This window comes from Tunturiibacter empetritectus, from assembly GCF_013410875.1.
GTDB classification, from domain to species: domain Bacteria; phylum Acidobacteriota; class Terriglobia; order Terriglobales; family Acidobacteriaceae; genus Edaphobacter; species Edaphobacter empetritectus.
In genome coordinates this window covers 2,394,518-2,415,093 of the sequence record NZ_JACCCU010000001.1, presented here as the reverse complement: position 1 = coordinate 2,415,093, position 20,576 = coordinate 2,394,518, and the positions used below count along the sequence as shown (strand labels likewise).

At 58.2% G+C, this 20,576-nt stretch carries 15 protein-coding genes and 2 tRNA genes; 6 read left to right on the top strand and 11 right to left on the bottom strand.

Annotated features, from left to right (window positions below; genetic code table 11):
* Positions 1-189 precede the first annotated feature (189 nt).
* The 4 genes from HDF08_RS10255 to HDF08_RS10240 all read right to left on the bottom strand — a co-directional run bounded on the left by HDF08_RS10255 (position 190) and on the right by HDF08_RS10240 (position 3,496).
* Positions 190-266, bottom strand: a tRNA-Asp gene (locus tag HDF08_RS10255).
* 176 nt (positions 267-442) lie between these two features.
* Positions 443-811: a metal-sensitive transcriptional regulator gene (locus tag HDF08_RS10250; RefSeq protein ID WP_179638342.1), complete on the bottom strand. Its 369-nt coding sequence runs from the start codon at positions 809-811 to the stop codon at positions 443-445.
* Between the two features lie 7 nt (positions 812-818).
* The gene (locus HDF08_RS10245; RefSeq protein WP_179638341.1) at positions 819-3,269 is read right to left on the bottom strand and encodes a heavy metal translocating P-type ATPase; all 2,451 of its coding nucleotides are present in this window, start codon (positions 3,267-3,269) and stop codon (positions 819-821) included.
* Between the two features lie 14 nt (positions 3,270-3,283).
* On the bottom strand, positions 3,284-3,496 hold the full coding sequence (locus HDF08_RS10240; protein WP_179638340.1) for a heavy-metal-associated domain-containing protein: 213 nt from the start codon (positions 3,494-3,496) through the stop codon (positions 3,284-3,286).
* Positions 3,497-3,649: 153 nt separating this feature from the next.
* On the opposite strand from HDF08_RS10240, the gene HDF08_RS10235 reads away from it, so the two are divergent.
* Positions 3,650-3,726 (top strand) — tRNA-Val (locus tag HDF08_RS10235).
* Between the two features lie 400 nt (positions 3,727-4,126).
* Here the strand turns inward: HDF08_RS10235 and HDF08_RS10230 are convergent.
* The 3 genes from HDF08_RS10230 to HDF08_RS10220 all read right to left on the bottom strand — a co-directional run bounded on the left by HDF08_RS10230 (position 4,127) and on the right by HDF08_RS10220 (position 9,679).
* On the bottom strand, positions 4,127-4,873 hold the full coding sequence (locus HDF08_RS10230) for a copper homeostasis protein CutC (RefSeq protein WP_179638339.1): 747 nt from the start codon (positions 4,871-4,873) through the stop codon (positions 4,127-4,129).
* Between the two features lie 206 nt (positions 4,874-5,079).
* Positions 5,080-6,021: an N-acetylglucosamine kinase gene (locus HDF08_RS10225; RefSeq protein ID WP_179638338.1), complete on the bottom strand. Its 942-nt coding sequence runs from the start codon at positions 6,019-6,021 to the stop codon at positions 5,080-5,082.
* 199 nt (positions 6,022-6,220) lie between these two features.
* Positions 6,221-9,679, bottom strand: a complete 3,459-nt coding sequence (locus HDF08_RS10220) for a TonB-dependent receptor (protein WP_257030951.1) — start codon at positions 9,677-9,679, stop codon at positions 6,221-6,223.
* Between the two features lie 277 nt (positions 9,680-9,956).
* On the opposite strand from HDF08_RS10220, the gene HDF08_RS10215 reads away from it, so the two are divergent.
* From HDF08_RS10215 to HDF08_RS10205, 3 genes are all read left to right on the top strand, one after another.
* A complete protein-coding gene (locus HDF08_RS10215; protein ID WP_179638336.1) occupies positions 9,957-10,742 on the top strand; it encodes a DeoR/GlpR family DNA-binding transcription regulator in 786 nt (261 codons plus the stop codon).
* A gap of 87 nt (positions 10,743-10,829) precedes the next feature.
* Positions 10,830-11,168: an energy transducer TonB gene (locus tag HDF08_RS10210; RefSeq protein ID WP_179638335.1), complete on the top strand. Its 339-nt coding sequence runs from the start codon at positions 10,830-10,832 to the stop codon at positions 11,166-11,168.
* Between the two features lie 124 nt (positions 11,169-11,292).
* Positions 11,293-12,267, top strand: a complete 975-nt coding sequence (locus HDF08_RS10205; protein ID WP_179638334.1) for a glycosyltransferase family 2 protein — start codon at positions 11,293-11,295, stop codon at positions 12,265-12,267.
* Positions 12,268-12,298: 31 nt separating this feature from the next.
* Here the strand turns inward: HDF08_RS10205 and HDF08_RS10200 are convergent, their stop codons facing one another.
* The 4 genes from HDF08_RS10200 to HDF08_RS10185 all read right to left on the bottom strand — a co-directional run bounded on the left by HDF08_RS10200 (position 12,299) and on the right by HDF08_RS10185 (position 16,762).
* The gene (locus HDF08_RS10200; RefSeq protein ID WP_179638333.1) at positions 12,299-13,444 is read right to left on the bottom strand and encodes an acyltransferase family protein; all 1,146 of its coding nucleotides are present in this window, start codon (positions 13,442-13,444) and stop codon (positions 12,299-12,301) included.
* An 81-nt stretch (positions 13,445-13,525) separates the two neighbouring features.
* Positions 13,526-14,059, bottom strand: a complete 534-nt coding sequence (locus HDF08_RS10195; RefSeq protein ID WP_179638332.1) for a hypothetical protein — start codon at positions 14,057-14,059, stop codon at positions 13,526-13,528.
* A gap of 586 nt (positions 14,060-14,645) precedes the next feature.
* The gene (locus tag HDF08_RS10190) at positions 14,646-15,683 is read right to left on the bottom strand and encodes an LLM class flavin-dependent oxidoreductase (RefSeq protein WP_179638928.1); all 1,038 of its coding nucleotides are present in this window, start codon (positions 15,681-15,683) and stop codon (positions 14,646-14,648) included.
* A gap of 59 nt (positions 15,684-15,742) precedes the next feature.
* The gene (locus tag HDF08_RS10185; RefSeq protein ID WP_179638927.1) at positions 15,743-16,762 is read right to left on the bottom strand and encodes an ATP-grasp domain-containing protein; all 1,020 of its coding nucleotides are present in this window, start codon (positions 16,760-16,762) and stop codon (positions 15,743-15,745) included.
* 194 nt (positions 16,763-16,956) lie between these two features.
* Here HDF08_RS10185 and HDF08_RS10180 point away from each other — a divergent pair, with 194 nt between their 5' ends.
* Complete coding sequence (locus HDF08_RS10180; protein ID WP_179638331.1) at positions 16,957-17,925, top strand: quinone oxidoreductase family protein; 969 nt, start codon at positions 16,957-16,959, stop codon at positions 17,923-17,925.
* A 136-nt stretch (positions 17,926-18,061) separates the two neighbouring features.
* Positions 18,062-20,467 carry a TonB-dependent receptor plug domain-containing protein gene (locus HDF08_RS10175; protein ID WP_179638330.1) on the top strand — a complete coding sequence of 802 codons (2,406 nt, stop codon included), beginning with the start codon at positions 18,062-18,064 and terminating at the stop codon, positions 20,465-20,467.
* The last annotated feature ends 109 nt before the right edge of the window (positions 20,468-20,576 follow it).

The window sequence follows — 20,576 nt, the reverse complement described above, 5'->3', positions numbered from 1 at the left end:
CGAAACGGGGATGCAACAACAAAGTCATGGAGATGGTAATTGAAGTCGGCAAAAACCAAGCTTTCAGCACCCTCGCAACGAGAACCTCGCTTACTTAAAGCCAGCAAAAAAGGTGCTGGAAACTCTCAGCACCCTCGCGGTAAGACTTGAATTGTCACTGTGCCATAAACCATTCATTTCTTTGGCTTATGGCGGGGACGACGGGGCTCGAACCCGCGACCTCTGCCGTGACAGGGCAGCGCTCTAACCAACTGAGCTACGTCCCCAAATTTCGCCTTCGACAACGATTATATCTTACTCGAACGGCATAAATAAATCATTGCCAATCCTGATTCGTTGTCTTTGAGTTCGGTTACGGTCTCTTCCGAAGGCCAGTACGCCCAACCCGACGACAGCACTAAGTCTATCAGATCAAGGAAGATTTTAATGGTCCGATTCGTCGTTAGCGCGCGTTTTTATAGATGAGTTCGAGTAGCTCATCGTACATCGCCTGCCTCTGCTCCAACGATCCGCTGCGAATTGCCTGAGTCGCGCAGTGAGAGAGGTGATTCCGCATTAGCGCACGAGCCACCGAACGAAGCGCCTCCTGCACAGACGACACTTGGGTCAGAATGTCGGCGCAGTAGCGATCGTCCTCGACCATACGCTGCAAGCCTCGGATCTGTCCTTCGAGTCGCCGCAGACGGCGCAGGTTGGAGGCCTTTATCTCAGGATCGACTCCGGTAGCCTTGCGTTCCGATTCGCCTATCTCACAGGCGCAGGAACCTGTCATCGCGCTTTCAGATTGAAGATCCGTTTTTTTCGTAGCCATGTTTTCCCTATTCGAGCCGCAACCGTCGCAATCGGAGGCTGTTGGTCACCACACTGAAAGAACTGAGCGCCATCGCCGCGCTGGCTATCACCGGGCTCAGCAGCAAACCAAACGCCGGATAGAGCGCACCAGCCGCAACTGGAATTCCGATCACGTTATAGACGAAGGCCCAGAACAAATTCTGCCGCATCACGCGCATCGTGGCCCGCGAGAGGATTATCGCTGCAGCCACGCCGGTGAGATCGCTCCGCATCAGCGTTATATCGCCAGCTTCCATAGCGATGTCCGCGCCACTGGCCATCGTAAGCCCCACATCAGCCTGTGCCAACGCAGGAGCATCGTTGACCCCATCTCCCACCATCGCGACCACGCGATGTTCCGCTTGAAGACCCTTGATGGCATCCACCTTGCCCGCAGGGAGCACGCCCGCAATCACCTCATCGATGCCAACCCTCTGTGCAATGGCAAGAGCTGTGCGTTCGTTATCGCCGGTAAGCATCACCACGCGAAGCCCCTCGTCGTGCATCTTCCGAACAGCGTCGAAAGAGCTAGATTTGATCGTATCTGCAACCGCGAGAACGGCGGCCAGTCTGCCCTCGATCGCAATCCATAGCGGAGTCTTTCCTTCCACTGACATTCGCTCGGAGGTCGAAACCATCGGTTCAACGAAGACACCGTACTTCTCCATCAATGCAGTATTGCCGATCAATACGGCTTCCCTATCGACGACTCCCACCACGCCAAGTCCGGGAAGCGATTCAAACTCCTCAGCATGAGGTGGATTTAAACCACGCGCTGCGGCGTATTGGACGATGGCGTCAGCAAGTGGGTGTTCACTGGCGCGTTCCAAGGCTGCGGTAGCGAGCAGGACGTGATCCTCGGCGGTACTCCCGCTCTGTGTTCCAGCCACATCGTTACCACTTGCAGCGAGAAAAAAATCAGTAACCTCGGGACGCCCCGCCGTAACGGTCCCCGTCTTGTCCAGCACGATCGTATCGATCTTCTCTAATCGCTGAAGAGCCTCACCACCTTTGATCAGAATCCCATAGTTGGCTCCTCGTCCCGTCGCCACCATCACCGCCGTCGGAACAGCCAAACCCATCGCGCAGGGGCAGGCAATCACCAACACGGTGACAGCAGCCGCAAACGCCTGCATCACGCCCGAGTGCGGCGCGAACAACTGCCACGCCGCGAAGGTAACGATAGCAATCGCCAGCACAGTAGGAACAAATATCGCGCTGATACGATCCGCGATCCGTTGAATCGGAGCACGAGATCCCTGGGCCTCACGCAGGAGGCGCACGATCTGTGCCAACGTGCTGGCCGCCCCCAGGCTAGTCGCCCGGTACTGCAGCGATCCCCGCTGGTTCAGCGTTCCCCCCATCACCCTGTCTCGAGCCGTCTTTTCAATCGGCAATGACTCGCCTGTAAGCATCGACTCGTCTACGCTACTCCTGCCCGAGATCACCTCTCCATCCGTAGGGAGTCGCTCGCCAGGCCGCACCAGCACAATGTCGCCACTCTGGATCGACTCCAACGGTACGCTGCTCTCGATACCATCTCGCAGAACGGTCGCAGTCTTCGGTTGAAGCTGCACAAGCTTTCGCAGAGCGCTTGCCGTCTGTCCCTTCGCCCTGCTCTCCAGCGCACTCCCAGTCAGCACCAATCCAATGATCAGAATGGCAGCTTCAAAATAAACATCGGGGGCGATGCCGCGCGCCACAAAAAATCCGGGTGCGATCGTACTTGCAGCCGAGTAGAGATACGCAGCGCCGGTGCCAAGCGCCACTAGCGTATTCATATCCGCCGTCCTATGCAGAAGCGCAGACCATGCCTTGATGTAAAAACGTCGCCCCGCCCATCCCAGAATGAATGTCGCAAGCGCAAAGAGAAACCAGCGAATCACTTCCGCATCCATCCGATACATCCAGGGAAGCACGCTGCGCAACAATGGATCAATCACCCGCGTGCTCCAGCTCATCAGCGGATCTTTCATTCGCTCCAGCCCGCCCGTGCCGCCAATCGTCATCAGTGGCGTCATCAGCGGCATCGACAGGAGCATAGCCACTCCACCGGCGATCAGGCTTGTCACAGCCTTTAGTCGCAGTTGCCGATACTCCATCAGCTGCGCCTCGTCGTGTTGCTCTTGTTCTTCGAGGGCGGACTGATGTTCGGCAGGGAACTCAGCGCCGTAGCCTGTGCTTCGAATCGCATCTACCAGCGCAGAGGTCGAAGTCGCATCAGGATCGAACGTCACCGTCGCATTGTGCAGCATCAGGTTGACCGTCGCATCCCGCACCCCAGCCTGGCCGGCAAGCTCCCGCTGAAGAAAGGACTGACACGCCGCGCAGGTCATCCCGAAGACCGGAATAGTGACATGCTCTACCAAAGCCGTGATTTCGGCTGGGGCAGTCACGTTGGCGTCAGCTCCGTCTTTGATATTCAGACTACCCGGCATCGCTTCCTCCCTTGTTACTTCTCGCTGCGTACCGTAAATCCGACCCGATGGACCGCATCGGCGATCTTCTCCGCTGCAACCCGCTCCGGATCGAATGTCACCATGGCCAATCCAACCTCGACTGAACTCACCTCAACTCCGTCGATCTTTCCGAGAGCATCTGTCACCCTGCGAACACAAGCTCCGCAGTGCATCCCTTCAATAGACAATGCAAGCGCTTCTCGCATGAAATCCCTCCTCTCCAAGAGTAGATGCAAATACCCCCTGGGGGTATTCATAAATTATAGCTACTGTAGAAGGTGAAACGAATATCAGGCGGCCACACATTGCATCCAGCCCGCCGCTCCCATACACTGTTTTAAGTCCCAGAGAACTTCAATGGGCGGTTAGCTCAGTTGGTTAGAGCGCCTGCCTTACAAGCAGGATGTCGGGGGTTCGAGTCCCTCACTGCCCACCAGCCCATCTTCTAAATTTATCGCCAAAGCCAAAAGAACACGTTGCAGTCCTCTGAGTATTGAGAGCAGCAGGGCGATCTAATTTGTGCCACTAACGACGAAGCGCAAAGAAGCCTGATAAAGTTCTTTTGCCATGTCAAACCCCGAGTGCTACAGAACAGAACGGCATTATGAAGAAGCCACAAAGACTCGTTTAGCCGCCGAAGACGATTTAAAGAGCTCTTCTCCAAACGCGTCGCCGGCCGCCGTGCGCACCGCAAGGCTTCAGACAGCAAAGCGCGAACAGGCCGCGGCGAGGGAGATTCTCATCGAGCATAGGGGCAGCTGCCCCATCTGCAAAACCAAGGGCATCCCGGACTAAAGCCGTTCGCGGATTACAAACTATCAAATGCGCTTCGAAAGTCAGGCGCTTCGCAGGTTCTCGATCATGTCCAGCACATCAGCCGAGTCCACCACGAAGCGCGAGGTGCCATCGAGCGAATCTGCATCCTCGAGCACCCAGCGACGCTCGTGTTGCATCCTGCCGGCTTCGCTGCGACGCAGAGAACCATGAAAGTGGCTGGCGCCTGTCGCTCGAGCCAGGGTCTTTGCATCCTTAACGCGCAGACCGCCGCCCACAGCGATATCAATTCTTCCGTCAGCAACTTTCACCAGCCGCGCCAGCTTGTCCGCTCCCGACAGCACATCAGGCTCGCCCCCAGAGGTGAGAACACGTCTGCAGCCGGTTGCGATCACGTCTTCCAGGGCCTGCTCCAGCGAGTTGGTGTAATCAAAGGCGCGATGAAAGGTGACCTCGAACGGGGCAGCCAACTCCACTAGTTCGCGCGTCCGCTCCAAGTCCACCGTGCCGTCCATACGAAGGATGCCAAGCACAAAGCCACTCGCTCCGAGGCTGCGCGCGTGAAGCAGATCCTCCCGCATGACCGCGAACTCATCGTCCGTATAGTTGAAGTCGCCGCTTCGAGGCCGCAAGAGAACATGCACGGGAAGTCCGCTGCGAAGGACCGCTGCGCGTGTCAGACCATGACTCGGAGTAAGCCCGCCTTCGCTGAGGGCAGTGCATAGTTCAATCCGATCAGCCCCGCCTTCGCGCGCGGCGAGACAAGCCTGAAGACTCTCAGCACAAAGTTCGAAGATAATCTTGCGCATCAACTCACACGAACCACAGGAGCTTTCTGATCCTTATACAGAGGCTAGCCCGGCCATCTTGCGACGGCGTTCTACCGAGTAGCCCTTCTTTATATACAGGATAAATTCATAAAGTGGAAATTTTAGCGTCAAACGATCAGAATTATGCGAAATAAAGACCGAGAGGGTCAAAGTCACCTTCGACCCCAGTCGCAGTTAGGCATCTCCTAAGCCCCTCCAGCTTTCAGCAGTTCTCCAATCCGAGCCCGCCACAGCGCACCCAGGATGGGATCAACAGTGCCGGGCAGAACCTTCAAAGAAGGGTACCGGCGTTGCAGGGCTTGAACGATCCCATCGCGAATCGGCGCGACATGTTCAAGGATGCTTCCAGTGAACGCAAGGTCGGGAACCCATCCCGGACGGCCTTCTGATGCGTCACGCTGCAGCCGCTCGATGACCAGGTGAGCAAGGTGGGCCAGCTCCTCTGCTTCGCGCTGAAGAACGTTCTGTGCCACAGCGTCTCCCTCCGCCGCGCACCTCACCACCAGGGGAGCCAGGCGAGTAAAGTCCGGAGCAGGGATCTGGTTAGCATATCCGATCAGCGAATCGAGATCAGGCAACTGCCACAGCTCAAGAATCGTCGGCAGCAGGGTGGTCGTACGGCCTTCGTCGATAGCAAAAAAGGTATCGCGCAGCGCCTGGTGCCCGATCCGGTTACCGGAGCCCTGATCGGCCAGCGCCGGTCCCCAACCTCCGGCAGTCGTCAGATTCCCCGATAGAAAACGCCCCGCAACGTTTGAGCCCGTGCCTGCCATTACAAGCACCCCCGGTCCGCCAAAGAACGCAGCATCGAGCGCGATCTCCACATCTCCAACCAGGACCAGCGAGCCGCCCACACGTTTCGCAAAGGCCTTCCGTATCCAGTCGGTCACCAGCGCCACCGTGATGCCGGCCGCACCAACACAACTGCGTGTGACCGATCTCATCGACACGCCGGTTATCGAGGTCAACTCCGCAAGTGCCTTATCCAGATTCTGCGTCGCAGTATTCGCGTCGGTGCGCATACGTTTGATGGTGCCGCCCCGCACTCGCGCCAGTTCGCGGGTCTCATCTGCCAGTACATACTCCGTCTTCGTGCCGCCCAGATCCAGTGCCAGATAAAACGCCAAGCGTCTTCCTCGTCTCTCTCTAACTTCAAAAAATAGTAACAACAGAAGACAGCATATTTGTTTCTACCTGAGACAGTGTCGCAATAAAGTGTGCGGCGACCTCAGGAGAGCCGTGCCTCAACAGCCAAGGGCAGAGCCGAAGCCCCGCCCTTGTCATCATGACGCATACTGCAGCCTGATGCTTCTATAAAAAGTAGCGTTAGAACCGGTAGTTCGCTGAGAACTGCAGATGTCTTTCTGAAGATCGCACGGATTGTTGAATACCATTGGCTGTGCCCTGGTTCGAGATATTGCCGAAGTTGGCCGCATCGTTGATATTCGTACCCGGATTGCCGTAGCTGACGATGTTGAACGCGTTGAACGCATCGAACCGGAAGCCAAGAGTCTGTTCACGAAACGTGTGAAAGTCCTTGAAGGCCGACATGTCCACATTCAGATACCCCGGACTGCGGATATTGCCGTTCCGTGCGGTGCCAAAGGTGTTGGGAGCAGGCACTCCGAAGGCGCACACGCCGTTGTCGACACCGGGCGTCGTACAAGGTATCGCGGAGGGGTCGGTTCCGAACCAGTTGTCGATGCTGCGATGAACGATCTTCAACTTCCGATACTGATTCGGGCGCGAATTTCCGTAGCTGTTCGAGTTGTTGCCAGGACCGTTGGTAGTCCCAGGGAAGCCCGAATACACCACGCCGGCTACCGAGAGCTTCCATCCCCCGATCGCTTCGTCGGCCCAGCGGTTGATGCCGGAGAGGTATTGTTTTCCGCGCCCGAACGGCAGCGCATAGACTCCTGTGCCGCTAACATTATGTTTTACGTCATAGGCTGCCGGTCCCCAGTCTGCAGCGCTGTCGTAGTAATTTTGAAACGCGCCCTGTCCGAAGTTGGAAGCCCCGGAGCTATTCACAGGATAGTTGCCCGCGCTATTGGTCAGCGCCTTAGCGTAGGTATAGTTCAGCGTAAACTCCAGTCCGTGGCTGGTGCGCTGACGAAGCACCGTCTGGAGCGCCTGGTAGTTCGACGCTGCACGAGACTCGGTGATAAGCAGCGAGCCGGAGCCGATGCTCACCGAAGGGTCGATGGCGTTAATGCCGATGAAAGGATTGTTGTAGTAGGGAGCAGTGGTCTGATCCCCATTGACCAGGTATTGATTGAGGTTTCCGTAGTCTTCGATGTGCTGTCCCTGTTCGCCAAGATATCCGACCTGAAGCGACAGAGTACGGCTCACAGCGTATTCAAGGGTGAGGTTCCACTCCTGAACATAGGCAGGCTGAATGTCCTTCGGGTAGACGTTGAAGGTACCGCCAAAGGCGACCGTGCCGCTGGCGAAACCCTGCTCTGCGGTACGCGGGCTACCTGGATTCCCGGGCGTCGGCGTGACGACGTTGACATTGACGGCCTGGATAAAGGGAGTGATGGAGGTGAGACGCTGGTTGGAAGAGTTGCCCTCAAAGAAGCTGGTCGCGCCGTATCCACCGCGAACGACGAAGCGGTCGTTTGCCTGGTAGGCGAACCCGAGTCGCGGAGTCAGTTGCCGGTAGTTGGCGTCGTAGCAGGCATGGTTGCTGCACAATCCTGAACCAGCTGGTGCACCGGCCGGAATATGGCCGGCGTAGATCACCTGGCCCGTTGCAACATCGATATTGCCGGTCTTGTCATTGGACTCCACCCACGGCTGGTCGTACTCGTAACGCAGACCGATATTTAGTGTGAGATTAGGCAGCGCCTTGAAGTCGTCGTTGATATACCCGGCAGCGCGCCACTGTCTCTGTCCAACATTCACGCTGGCCAGGGTGGCCGACGCTGAACTCACACGATCGAGTACAAAGTCCGCACCGCTGTAGCCACCGAGACCGGCAGGGTTTGTTGAAGAGGGATTACTGGTGAAGGATCCGGTGTAGCCAAGTGAACCCAAAAAGCCATTGTTGTTGCTGGTCGGATAGTTATTCTGATACCGGATGGCTTGAACGCCAAGACTGAGCGTATGCCTTCCGCGCTGCCAGGTAAGGTTGTCGATGTAGCTGTAGGTGTTGTCGACAAGACTGCCATTGTTGCTCGCATTGTTTCCGAGAGTAGTGAACCCCGCGTCGTTGTTACCTGAAAGACCCTGGGCTGTGAACCCTTGGTAAGCCTGATTGGGAAACGTAATGCCAACAACAGCATTGCCGTTAGTCCCGAACACACCCGTCGTGTCGACCGGCAAGCCTTTACTCCAGCTGACGCGGGTATAACCGATACGCGCCGAGTTCACGATCGCCGGCGAGAAGATGTGGACCCAGTTCGCGCCCGTCACCTTAGTGGGGTAGACGCTGGTTCCGGGGAAGGAGATCGGCAGAACCGAAGTCGAACCATCGTAGGCCGTGGAGATGGAAAAGAATCCCGTAATCTTGTCCGAAGAGCGCGGATCGTACTCGATCTTGATGTCACCCTGGTTGTTGGCCTGGTAGGTCCTTGACGGTCCCGTAAGGTCGTTGTTGATGATGCCGTCCGAAGGAGTCGTATTGGGAAGCGGGTAGAGATTCGGATGAGCGAAGAGATACTTTGCAACTGGATTCACGATCGGTATACCTTGGTTCCCGACGTAAGGTGCGAAGTTGTTCTCCGGATCGTAGAGCTGCGTACCGCCATTGGCCAGAAGCGCGGAGAAGTCCCCGTTCCGCATGGCCTGGGTGAAGACGCTATTTCGGGAGAGGCCTCCGCTATGCCGGCGTGATCCAAGGTAGTCGACGAAGAAGAAGAGTTTATCGCGCTTGATGGGACCACCCAGGGTGCCCCCAAACTGAGACTGGGTGAACGGATTGATCGGGATAATCTGATCCCGCGTCGCGTGATTGTTCGTCCAGGAGTTCGCGTTGGTCTTGGAGTCCTGAACGTAACCATAAGCCGAGCCATGGAACTGATTGGTTCCGCTCTTCAGCACGCTGATCACGCCCGCTCCATTGACGTTGCCGTAGTCCGCAGGGGAGTTTGCGGTAATTACCTTAAGCTCCTGCAGCGACTCCGGCGCAGGACTGTAAGCGATCAGATTATTAAAGCTCTCGTTGAGATCGATGCCGTCGAGCGTGTAGTTATTCGCCTGAGCGCGATTCCCGTTGAGATTCACCGAGTCGGTGTAGAAGGTGCTGCGCTCGATGCCGGTCGTGCCCGAGGTTCCTACGCTGCTCACAGCACCTGGCACATAAAGCGTCAGCGCGGAGAAGTCGAGGCCGTTCAGGGGAAAGTTCTCAATCGTATTCGTGGTGAAGGTTCCGCTCAGCGTAGCGTCATTGGTGTTCAGAATCGGAGCCGCCTCAGACACATTCACCACCTCCGAAGAAGCTCCCAGCGACAGCTTGACGTTGAAGGTGACCGTCTGCAGGACCTCGAGCTGAAACGCCGGGATCGTCTCTTTATTGAAGCCCTTCGCATCAACCAATACCTCATAGCGGCCGATCGGCAGAAACTGAACTCGATACAGCCCAGCCGAATTTGTTGTCACACTCGAGTCCACACCCGTATCCGTGTTGTGCGCCACAATGCTCGCCCCGGCAATGACGGCGCCGCTCGGGTCCGTTATCACGCCAGTGATCGTCCCAGTGACGGTCTGAGCTAGCAGGCTTTGCGTACAGAACAGCGCGGCCATAACGATCACGGCCCCGGAGATACATTTGAGAAATTTCATCTTTTGCGCTGCTTTCATCATTTTGAACAACTCCAGGGTGTCTGTAGGACATGGGAGGGATCCGCGCAGCGGACAACGGCTATCTGAGGCCGAAGATCCGTTCATTGCGGTCAGGAAGAATCAAATTGTTGCTAGAGAATAGAAATCTATGGAAACATTTGTCAACATTACTTTTCATAATTCTGAAGAAAATCAGTTCATATACTCAAAATGAAAGCACCAATCTGCCGAAATCCAGCCCGTCTGCAGACTTAAGCGTGATTAGAATGGACGAGACATGGCCCAGAAGACCCAGGATCGCGCAAACCAGATACTTCATCTCCTGCTGCAGAAGGGCCAAAGCTGCGTTGAAGACTTGGCCGTTACCATCGACGCCTCTCCGGCCAGCGTCCGCCGGGACCTCATCAAACTGGCCCAGCGCGGCCTGGTAAACCGCACCCACGGCGGCGTCGAGCTGGCCGGAAAGATGACCTACGAGCCATTCCGGTTCGATGCCGCCTTTCCTCTGCGCGAAGAGCGTTTCGCGAACGAGAAACGGCGAATCGCCATCGCCGCCGCCGAGATGGTCAACGAAGGCGACACCATCGCGCTCTCACCCGGCACCACCACCACCCAGGTAGCCCGCAGCCTCCGCCATCGCGAGGGCATCCACATCGTCACCAACGCGGTCAATATCGGCATGGAGTTCTCCAGCCTCCCCAACGCCCGCGTCACCCTCACTGGAGGCTCCATCCGCTGGCCCGGCGCGTTCTCCATGGTCGGCGCAACCGCCTTCGACTCCCTGCAGCGGCTCTTCTTCGACAAGGTCTTCATGGGCGCATGCGGAATTCACCCCGACCACGGTCTGACCGTCATCGAATCCGACGAAGCGCTGGTTCTAGGCGAGATGGTCAGACATTCCAAGCAGGTCATCGCCGTCGCGGACGCCAGTAAACTCGGCATCTTCACCTCGGTCAAAGTCTGCGCCACAAGCGACCTGCACACCATCATCACCGACGACAGCGTCGACCCCGAACTCGTTGAAGCCTTCCAGCGAAAGCAGGTCCGTGTAATCACCGTTTAAGCAAGATCATCGCCCGATGCGAAGCAAGCCCGAATCGCAAAAAAGATTGAGGTTACGCCCTCACCAACTCGTGAGAGTATTTAGCTTATGCGTACAGTCTGGGCCCTTCTTCCGCTTTTTCTCGGAGCGCCCGTGCTCCTGCAGCTGCACGCCCAAAGCAGACCCTCGATCACACCGCCCAGGCTGATCAGCATGCCACCCCCGGATTGCAGGGCAGGGAAGCCCTGCCACAGAACCCACGGCCAAGTCCGTCTCATCGTCGATGTCCTCGAGGACGGCAAAGTAGGCGACATCCGAGTAGAGATTGGGGATGATGCCACGCTGGCCGATGCCGCCACCGCCGCTGCCCAACAGGCCGAGTTTGTCGCCGGCTCCTTTCTAGGCAAGCCGCAAAATATGGATTACGTCTTGAACTTTCGTTTTTAAGCCGTTCCTGGACATTTGTAGGCCTTCGTTCTCGGCGCCCATCGACAAAAAAAACTGGTAGATTCAAATCTTTTGTCCTCCGATCGGCATCCAAAGAACGCAACCCCGGGAGTATCATCATAAAGTGCCGAAGTATTCCATCGTCGTCCCCTTCCATAACGAGGAAGAGAATGTCACCACACTCTACGATCGCCTGAAGGCCGTCATGGAGCACGTCAACGAGACCTTTGAACTGGTCTTTGTCGACGACGGCTCCCGCGATCGCACCTACAGGTTGCTCGAAGAGATCGCTGCGGTAGACAGCCGCGTACTGGTCATCAAGCTCCGCCGCAACTTTGGCCAGACCTCGGCCCTTGCCGCCGGCTTTGACCACGCCCAGGGCGACTTCATCCTCGCCATGGACGGCGACCTCCAGCACGACCCCGATGAGATTCCCGGCTTCCTCGCAAAACTGGAAGAAGGCTACGACGTAGTAAGTGGCTGGCGCTCCCAGCGCGGCGACAACTTCATCATGCGCCGCATCCCCTCACGCGCCGCAAACTGGCTCATGGCCGCGCTCAGCGGCGTCGACATCCACGACTTCGGCACCACCTTCAAGGCCTACCGCCGCGAGGTCATCCAGAACATCCCCCTCTACGGTGAGATGCATCGGTTCATCCCCGCCCTCGCCTCCTGGTATGGCGCCAGCATCTGCGAGATTCCCATCTCTAATCCCGCACGCGAGTTCGGTGAGAGCCACTACGGCATCTCCCGCACCTTCCGCGTCTTCTTCGACCTCCTCACCATCCGCTTCCTGCTCCGCTATATGACGCGGCCTCTGCACTTCTTCGGAACTATCGGAGCCTTCGGCGTGGTTGCTGGCTTCGGTATGTCTGCGTGGCTTCTCATCCTCAAGATCGTCACCGGCCAGCACATCATGAGCCTCCACGGCCCGCTCTTCGTCATCGCCGGAGTTCTGATCCTCGCCGGAATTCAAATGATGGGCATCGGTCTGCTTGGAGAACTCCAGGTTCGCCACTTTCACACAGCCGCCCACCGCGCACCCTACGCCGTAGACCGCATCCTCCGCCTCCGCTCCGAAGAGAGCCTGATCCAGTAATCCGCGTCGTTCAAGACAAGCACGCCCCCTATCAGATTCCGATGACAGGGGCCGGCAATACTCGTCGTCGACCGGAGATCAACTTGTATCGGCCATTCAACCACCTAAGTAGGGGCGTTTCCACGAACCAAAAACAGACCATACCCGTCAGAATTACGCACACCAATGCGATCCCTTCTCTCAAGACAAGGGGACCGCTCCTCAGGAGCTCTATCGGAATCCTGGCCATGAGTCGCGAGATCATCTCGGTAGAAATCGCAGATGTTAAATAGATCGAATAAGATCCATCCCCAATAGCGACCAGCATCTTGCCAAGCCGGGACCTCACCTGCGGCCCCCAGAAAACCACTCCGCTAACCAGCAACCACGCTGCAATCCCCCACGTCCCCACGCGCAGAAGCATACCTACCCCCAGCAGGACGTTCTGTTCCAGTGCGACGTTCGTCGTAGTGTAGAAAGTCACCAGTCCTGCCGCAATTACTCCTGCAACCAGCATCGCGACACCCGCCTTGCGCTGTCTTGCGAATCTCTGAAACCCAAGTGCCGTAATATTTCCCATCACAAACTCAAGCAGAATTGGATTCATGACAATCACAAGCCCCGATCGACGGATGCCCAGAAACTGCCCAGCCACCACCAGAAGAACCAGCGCTGCGATCGTATTCCGAACCGCATCTCGTAGAGTGATCCGCAGAAACACAGTCAGGACGTAATAGAAGAACATCTCGAAGATCAGCGTCCACGCCAGACCAATGATCAAATGGATCCGTGGATAAGAGAGGCCCGGGAGCAGAAACCAGAAGTCCAGGAACGTGAATCCAGACACCTCACTCGAACGAAGCCATCGAGTCAAAGGGAAGAGAATAACGATCCAGTAGATCGGCAGGATTCGCAGGATGCGCCGGGAGATGAAGTGGAGTGACTCGAATCGAGCATCTCCCGATGCAGCTCTCAACGCGGTCAGTCCTAAAATAAATCCGCTGATGACAAAAAAAATGTCAACGCCGAACATTCCAAGATTTCCAAATCGCACCATCGTCAAACTACCGCTTCCGCCCATCACCTGCATCAGATGGAGCGCAGCCACCAGAATGACGGCAATCGCCCGCCATATCTGAAGGCCTTCGATTTGATGAGGGGTCTTTGAAAGCGGCATGGCGCTGGAGTTGATCGGCAAGCTGATCCTGTTCAGTCGGAGGCTAGAGAGGCATGCGGAACCGATGCTGCTCCACCCCCATCTTAGCAAAATGCCTGAGCCTTATTTGCTTCCGGACGGTGCAGGCGGCACCTTCTGCTGCTCTCTCTTCAACTCTTCCTGCGCCTCCCTGGTCGAGTCCTTGAACGCCGCAGCATCCAGATCCTTGGCCAGTTTGTCTTGCTCGACCATCGGATCGGTCAACGCCTCCAGGTATCCCACAAACTGCTGAACACACTCCTGCTCTGCAGAGGGTTGCGGGTTTTCGTTCAACTTCTTCCGCAGCACATCCTCAAGCCGCAGCGCATCGTCCAGGCTGAATGCAATGGAGACGTACGACGTACGGCTGCGCATCCCAAAGATATCCTCATGCAATCCCGTCTGGCTCACGATCAACCCGTTGCGCGCATTTTCGAAGGATTGCTTCCCACACGTCTCCACAATTGCGGCCGCACCCTCCGCCGCTAAATGATTCGGCCCCAGCGTCTTCGCTTGTGCCTGGCTCGTAAGAGCATTCAGAAGAGCATCGCTTTGGGGTCCCGAATGACATCCCTCGATCAGTACCACCATCCCAGCGAGGAGCAAACCACGCCCCACTGCCGCTCCTCTTCCTCCACGTGCCCATTCATTCACTGTTTAGCCTCAACCATCCCACGGATCTCCCCATTGCAAAAATCCGCATGTGCAAAATTCTGCTTAATTCTAATGCCTGAAGTCCAGCCCGGCTATACCCTTTCAGAGCCATTTCAAATTAAGACCCGTTTCCTGATTGTCTCGCCAACTCTGCTCGAAATGCCCTCTCTCGCTTATCAACATAGGCCCTATATCCCGCAGGATCGACAAATGCGTTTACATCTCCCACCTTCGACTTCGCGAACATCTCTTTCAAATCAAAATAGTTCCCATGGGCTCCCAGAAACACATCGCAAGGCAGTGACTTCATCATCCGAAATGTCAGCTCATAGTCTTGCGCCATCGTCGGATACACAGCACTTTTTCCCAGCCTGTATCCCGGATTCACGGTTGTGCTGATTGCGCATCTGACGCCCGGGCACACGAAGGGCTGTGCGACCTGGCGTATGAAGGCATGGCAAGAGCACAACTCTGCGCAAAATCAGCCGCCACTCATCTGCCTGAAAGAGAATTAGCCTTCCCGGTACATCGCCGTCGCCATTCTCAAAAACTAAACCGCCGCCTCTGCCTTGCCGCCGATCACCTGCGCCCCAAACCGCTCCATCTCCTCCGCCTGTGGGCTCGACTGCAGCAGCACCAGATCCACCCCCACCGCGGCAAACTCCTCCATCCGCTCCGACACCTGCTCCGGCGTTCCCACAAACCCGCACCGCAGCCCGCGATTCGACACCGAATAATCCTTCAACGAGATCTCCGTCTGCAGATTCGACCCCGTCACCCACTGCTCATAGTTCGCATACCCACGCGCCGACTGCTTCACATCCGTAATCCGTTCCACCTCGCGCAGCGCATCCGCCTCCGAGTCCCGCACCACCGCATACCCCGCCACGCCGAACGTCATCGGCCCCAGCCCCAGCCTCTCGCGCCGCTGTTTCATATCGGTGATCTTCTTCCCCACAGCCTCCGGAGCATCGCCATGCATCAGGTACGCATCGCACTTCGCCGCAATCAGATTCTTCGCCGTCTCCGACTCGCCACCCGCATACAACGTAGGCCGCGGCTTGCTCACTGGCTTCGGCGAAAGCACATTCTCCCGCACGTCGTAGTAGTTGCCTTTATAAGAAAACCCCTGCGTCTTCCAGCATCCATCCACCACATCCAGCCACTCCGAAGTCCGCGCATACCGATCGTCATGCTCGTCGAAGTGGACTCCATACTTCGTCGCCTCATCCTTCCACCAGCTCGAAACCACGTTCAGAGTCAGCCGCCCATGCGACATCTGATCGATCGAAGCCGCCTGCTTGGACAGCAGCGCCGGATTATGAAACGTGGGCCGCACTGCAACCATCAGCTCCAGCCGCTCCGTCACCGCAGCCAGCGCCGCCGTCGTCGACCACGCATCGAGCGAAGGAGCATCCACACCCTTGATGTCATTCAGGTTCAACTCCGCAATCAGAGTCAGATCGTATCCAATTGTCTCGGCCTTCTTGGCCAGGTCGCGCACATACTCCCAGCTGGCCTCCATCTTCTCGTCGTCGACGTTGCGCAGCCACCCACCAAACACCGGCAACCAGAAGCCGTACCGCATCCTCGTCTTTATGCTCCCCGCCTTTGTGCCCCCTACCTTTGTGCTCCCTGTCTCTGTACTCAACGCCGCGCTCCCGTCAGTTCCGGCACACCAGCCCGGCGCTCATTTACGATCCGAGCCTCCTCCTCCAGCCAATCTGCCAGCTTCACAAATGGATCGAACCCCACAACCTTCTGTCCATCCGCCACAAAGTTCGAGAGCGCATTGATGTCGTAGTACATTCTCACACCGTCGCGATCATCCACCATAAACTCCACACCACCAAGCTCGATTCCCGCAGCCGCCATCAACCGCTCCACCTCTTCGATCACCTCAGGCGGCGCGTCAAAGGCCTCTACCGCCAGCCCATCCTTAGCCGCATCGATCGGGCAAGCCGCACGCTCCAACTCCACTCCCAACGGTGTCTTGCAGATATCCGCCGGGCAAAGGTCAAACGTCTCGCCGGTAATATGTATCTTGATCGCGTACAAATACTTCCCGTTCAAAACCTCGACCCGAACGATGTACGACCCGCGCGCCGGAACAAACTCCTGCACCAACCCGGTCGAATCCATCCCCAGCATCAGCCCGTTCTCGGTAGCCGAAGCCTCCGCCAGATGCTCCTTCGTCTGGAACTTCACCACGCCGCTGCCACTGCCGCCAATATTCGGCTTCACCACAACAGGGAATCGCAAACCCTCCGCCGCAACACTCGCCTGTGAAGCCCGATGAATCACTCGCGCCTTCGGATACCCAAGCCCCAGCGCCTCCAGCATCGAAAGCTGCGCCGCCTTCGACAACTCACTTCGAAAAGCCTTCACACCGTTCACCACGCGAACCCCGCGGCACTCCAGGTGCTCCAGAAACCCAAGCGTGTAAAAGATCTGATCTCCATGCCCACGATTCCACGCCGATGGGCTCATCTTGTTCAGCACAACCGCGTACTTCTCCTCCGGATGATCCTCCGGCCCATAGCTATGCTCTACCGCATTCACCTTCACGTAGTTCGCCCCGCGCCGATCCAACTCCTCAAACAACAACCTGAACCAGATCGGCTGCTCATAATAAATCGCAATAGGCAAAGACTGACGGCTGGACATAATCTTCTTCACATCCTCTTCAAAAGGGTTCGACTCAAAACTCTTCACGCAGTTACAACGGCCGGGAAAGGGGGCGAAGCGACGCCACGAATCTGATATCTCAAGTTTAGATGAAGAAACGATATGGGAGCTTCAAATAGGCCACCCAAACCAAAGCCACTCTCTATGCCGCCATGTTGTACCCTGAACCAGCCATGCAAGCCATCCAGATCCACACCACCGGCTCCGCCGACGTCCTCACCCTCACCGACCTACCCACGCCAACCCCCGGCCCCGGCGAAGCCCTCATTCGCATCGAAGCCTCCGGCGTCAACTTCATCGACACCTACTTCCGCGAGGGCCGCTACCCCGCCAAACTCCCCTACACCCTTGGCCAGGAGGCCGCCGGCACCATCGTCTCCGTCGCCCCCGACGTGACCACCTTCAAGCCCGGCGACCGCGTAGCCTGGTGCCTCATCCCCGGCACCTACGCCCAGTTCGCCGTCGCCCCCGCCGCCCGCCTCGTAGCCATCCCCGAAGGCGTCACCACCCAGCAAGCCGCAGCCGCCATCCTGCAGGGCATGACCGCCCACTATCTCCTCCACTCCGCATACCCCGTTCAGTCTGGCGATGAGATCCTCATCCACGCCGGCGCAGGCGGCACCGGCCTCCTCTTCATCCAGATGGCCAAAGCTCTCGGTGCCCGCGTCTTCACCACCGTCTCCAGCGAAGAAAAAGCCACCCTCGCTCGCGCCGCCGGTGCCGACGAGATCATCTTCTACACCAAAGAAGACTTCGCCGCGAAGGTCAAATCCCTAACCAACAACAAGGGCCTCCCCGTGGTCTACGACTCAGTCGGAAAATCCACCTTCGAGCAATCCCTCCAATGTCTGCGTCCCCGCGGCACCCTCGTCCTCTTCGGCGGATCCAGCGGAGCCGTCCCACCCTTCGACCTCATCCGCCTCTCCACCATGGGCTCCCTCTTCGTTACTCGCCCCACTCTCAAGGACTACATCGCCACCCGCGCCGAACTCGAACACCGCGCCAAGGATGTCTTCGACGCCATCGCTAACGGCACCCTCAGGCTTCGCGTCGAACACGTCTACCCCCTGGCCGACGCCGCTCAGGCCCATCGCGAGCTGGAGTCCCGCGCCACCACCGGCAAACTCCTCCTAATTCCGTAACCTGATCCCATAGCCTTCCGACCAACGGGAGGACCGAAGCAGCAAGCCTCGCCCAAACAAGGTATACAAGTCACGAAGTGACCGCCCCACGCGAAGTGGGCCCGTCCGGCAGGACTCACGCACTTACAATCAAACCATGCAAACCCCGGCGCCCCGCAGCGCGATCAGCCTCCTCCTCGCCCTCGCCGCCGCACTCCTCCTCACCCCACCCGCCCGCGCCGTAGTAGTTAGAGGTAAAGTCACCACTCCCCTCGGCCTCCCCCTAGGCAACGCCCGCATCCAGCTCATCCAGGGCAGCCGCGTCGTCGCCTTCACCTTCTCCCTCATGGACGGCACCTACGAGCTCCGCAGCGGACTCCCCGGCCGCTTCGTCCTCCTCACCTCCGCCTCGCCCTTCACCCCCAGCATTGGCGACGCCTTCTACGGCGGCCGCATCGCCGTCGTCAGTCGCAACATCGTCCTCGAGTACGCCACCGTCACCCCGCAACTCGCCAGCACCTCCACCGCCATCCCCACGCCAATCCAGCAAGTCCCCGCAGCCATCACACTCATCCCGAAGCAAGTCCTCGAAACCCAGATCAATCTCCTCAACGATCTCCGCCAGGCCCCCGGCACCAACGTTATCCAGACCGGCCAGGCCGGCGGCCCCATCGAGCTCTACCTCCGCGGCGGCAGTCCAGACGCCAACAAGATCCTCATCGACGGCATCCCCGCCACCAACATCGGTGGCCCCTTCGACTTTAGCTCCCTCGCCACCACCGCCCTCAGCGGCCCCGAGATCTATCGCGGAGCCAACAGCGCCCTCGAAGGCACCGGAGCCGAAGCCTCCATCGTCAGCCTCGGCACCACCCGTAGCAACTTCCTTCGCCCCACACTCGACTACACCGGCGACGCCGGAAACCTCCGCACCTACCGCAACGAAGCCATCCTCTCCGGCACCTACAAAAGGCTCGACTACCAGGCCGCCTTCAGCCGCCTCAACACCTCCAACGCCCTCCCGCGCGACCAGTTCCACCTCGTCACCAGCACCGCCAACATCGGCTACACCATCCTCACCAACACCACCGCCCGCTTCACTCTCCGTAATGCCGACTCCGCCGCCGGCCTCCCCCAGGCGCACGACATCTACGGCATCTCCGCCTCCGGCAAGCAATCCGATCAGGATCTCTACTCCGGCATCACTATCGAAAACATCCTGGCAGGGAACTGGCACAACCTCGCCCGCTACGGCATCGCTCGCAAGCGCGAGCAAGAGCAGCAGTTCGACCAATCACCCGACACCATCACCTACGGTAACCTCGTCACCCTCCGTGGAGCCAACGGCTACACCGTCACCGGCCAGGCAGCCTTTCTCTCTCCAACCCTCGACAACGTCCACAACCGCGACGAGCTCTACTACCAGACCGACTACACCCTCCCCTACCGCATCGCCCTCCTCTTCAGTTTCCACTACGAAGACGAGCGTGGCCGCCTCTATAACCCCACCACCGGCTTCAACCAGCAGGCCCAGCGCACCAACTTCCTCTACACCCTTCAACTCCAGGGCGACCTCCATCACCGCCTCTTCTACTCCTTCGGCGGAGCCATCGAGCGCAACCACCTCTACGGCACCGCCGGAACCCCGCGTCTCGGCCTCACCTACGTCCCCGTCCTCCCCGGCCACCGTCCCTTCCACGGCACCAGCATCCGCGCCAACATCGCCACCGGCGTACAGGAGCCAACCCTCGAAGACCAGTTCACCAGCCTCGACACGCTTCTCGCACAAACCGCCAACCAATCCGCCATCGCCACCTACAACATCCGCCCTCTCGCCGCCCAGCGTTCCCGCACCTTCGACCTCGCCGTGGACCAGAACATCCTCAACCAGAAACTCATCCTCAAAGCCGGCTACTTTCACAACCAGTCCAGCCATCAGTTCGAGCGCCTCGCCCCCAACGGCCTGGAGCAGTACTTCAACATCCCCGCCAACATCGCCCTGCAAGTCCCCGACGCCTCGCTGAACTCCCTCGCCTACCGCACCCAGGGCCTCGAGCTCGAGCTCCAGTACCAGCCCCTCACGCACCTCTTCCTGCGCGGCGGCTATACCTACCTCGCCTCACTGGTCGAGCAGTCCTTCACCTCCGACAACGTCGCCCCCGCCTTCAACCCCGACCTCCCCGGCATCCCCATCGGAGCTCTCTCTCCCATCGTTGGCAATCGCCCCTTCAACCGTCCGCCCAGCACCGGCTTCTTCGCTGTTCAATACTCCGCCAGCAGATTCTCCGCCGCCATCAAAGGCGCGCTCGCCAGCCGCAGCGACGACTCCACCTTTCAACTCCACAACGATCGCAACGGAGACAACACGCTCCTCCTCCCCAACCAGAATCTCGACTTCGGCTATGCCAAGCTCGATCTCAACCTTCTCTTCAGCGCCACCCGCCACGTAACAGTCTTCACCCAACTCGACAATCTTCTCGGCCAGCAACACATCGGCCCCATCGGCTATCCCGGCCTGCCCTTCACCATCCGCGCCGGCCTGAAGATCCGCATCGGCGGCAACTAGAGTCGTCCTTCACGGGATCTGTTCTCCTCCCACACCCGAAAACACGTCATCTCGACCGAAGCTGTTCACAGTCTCACCGTGAACAGCGCAGCGGATTTGCGGCCACAAC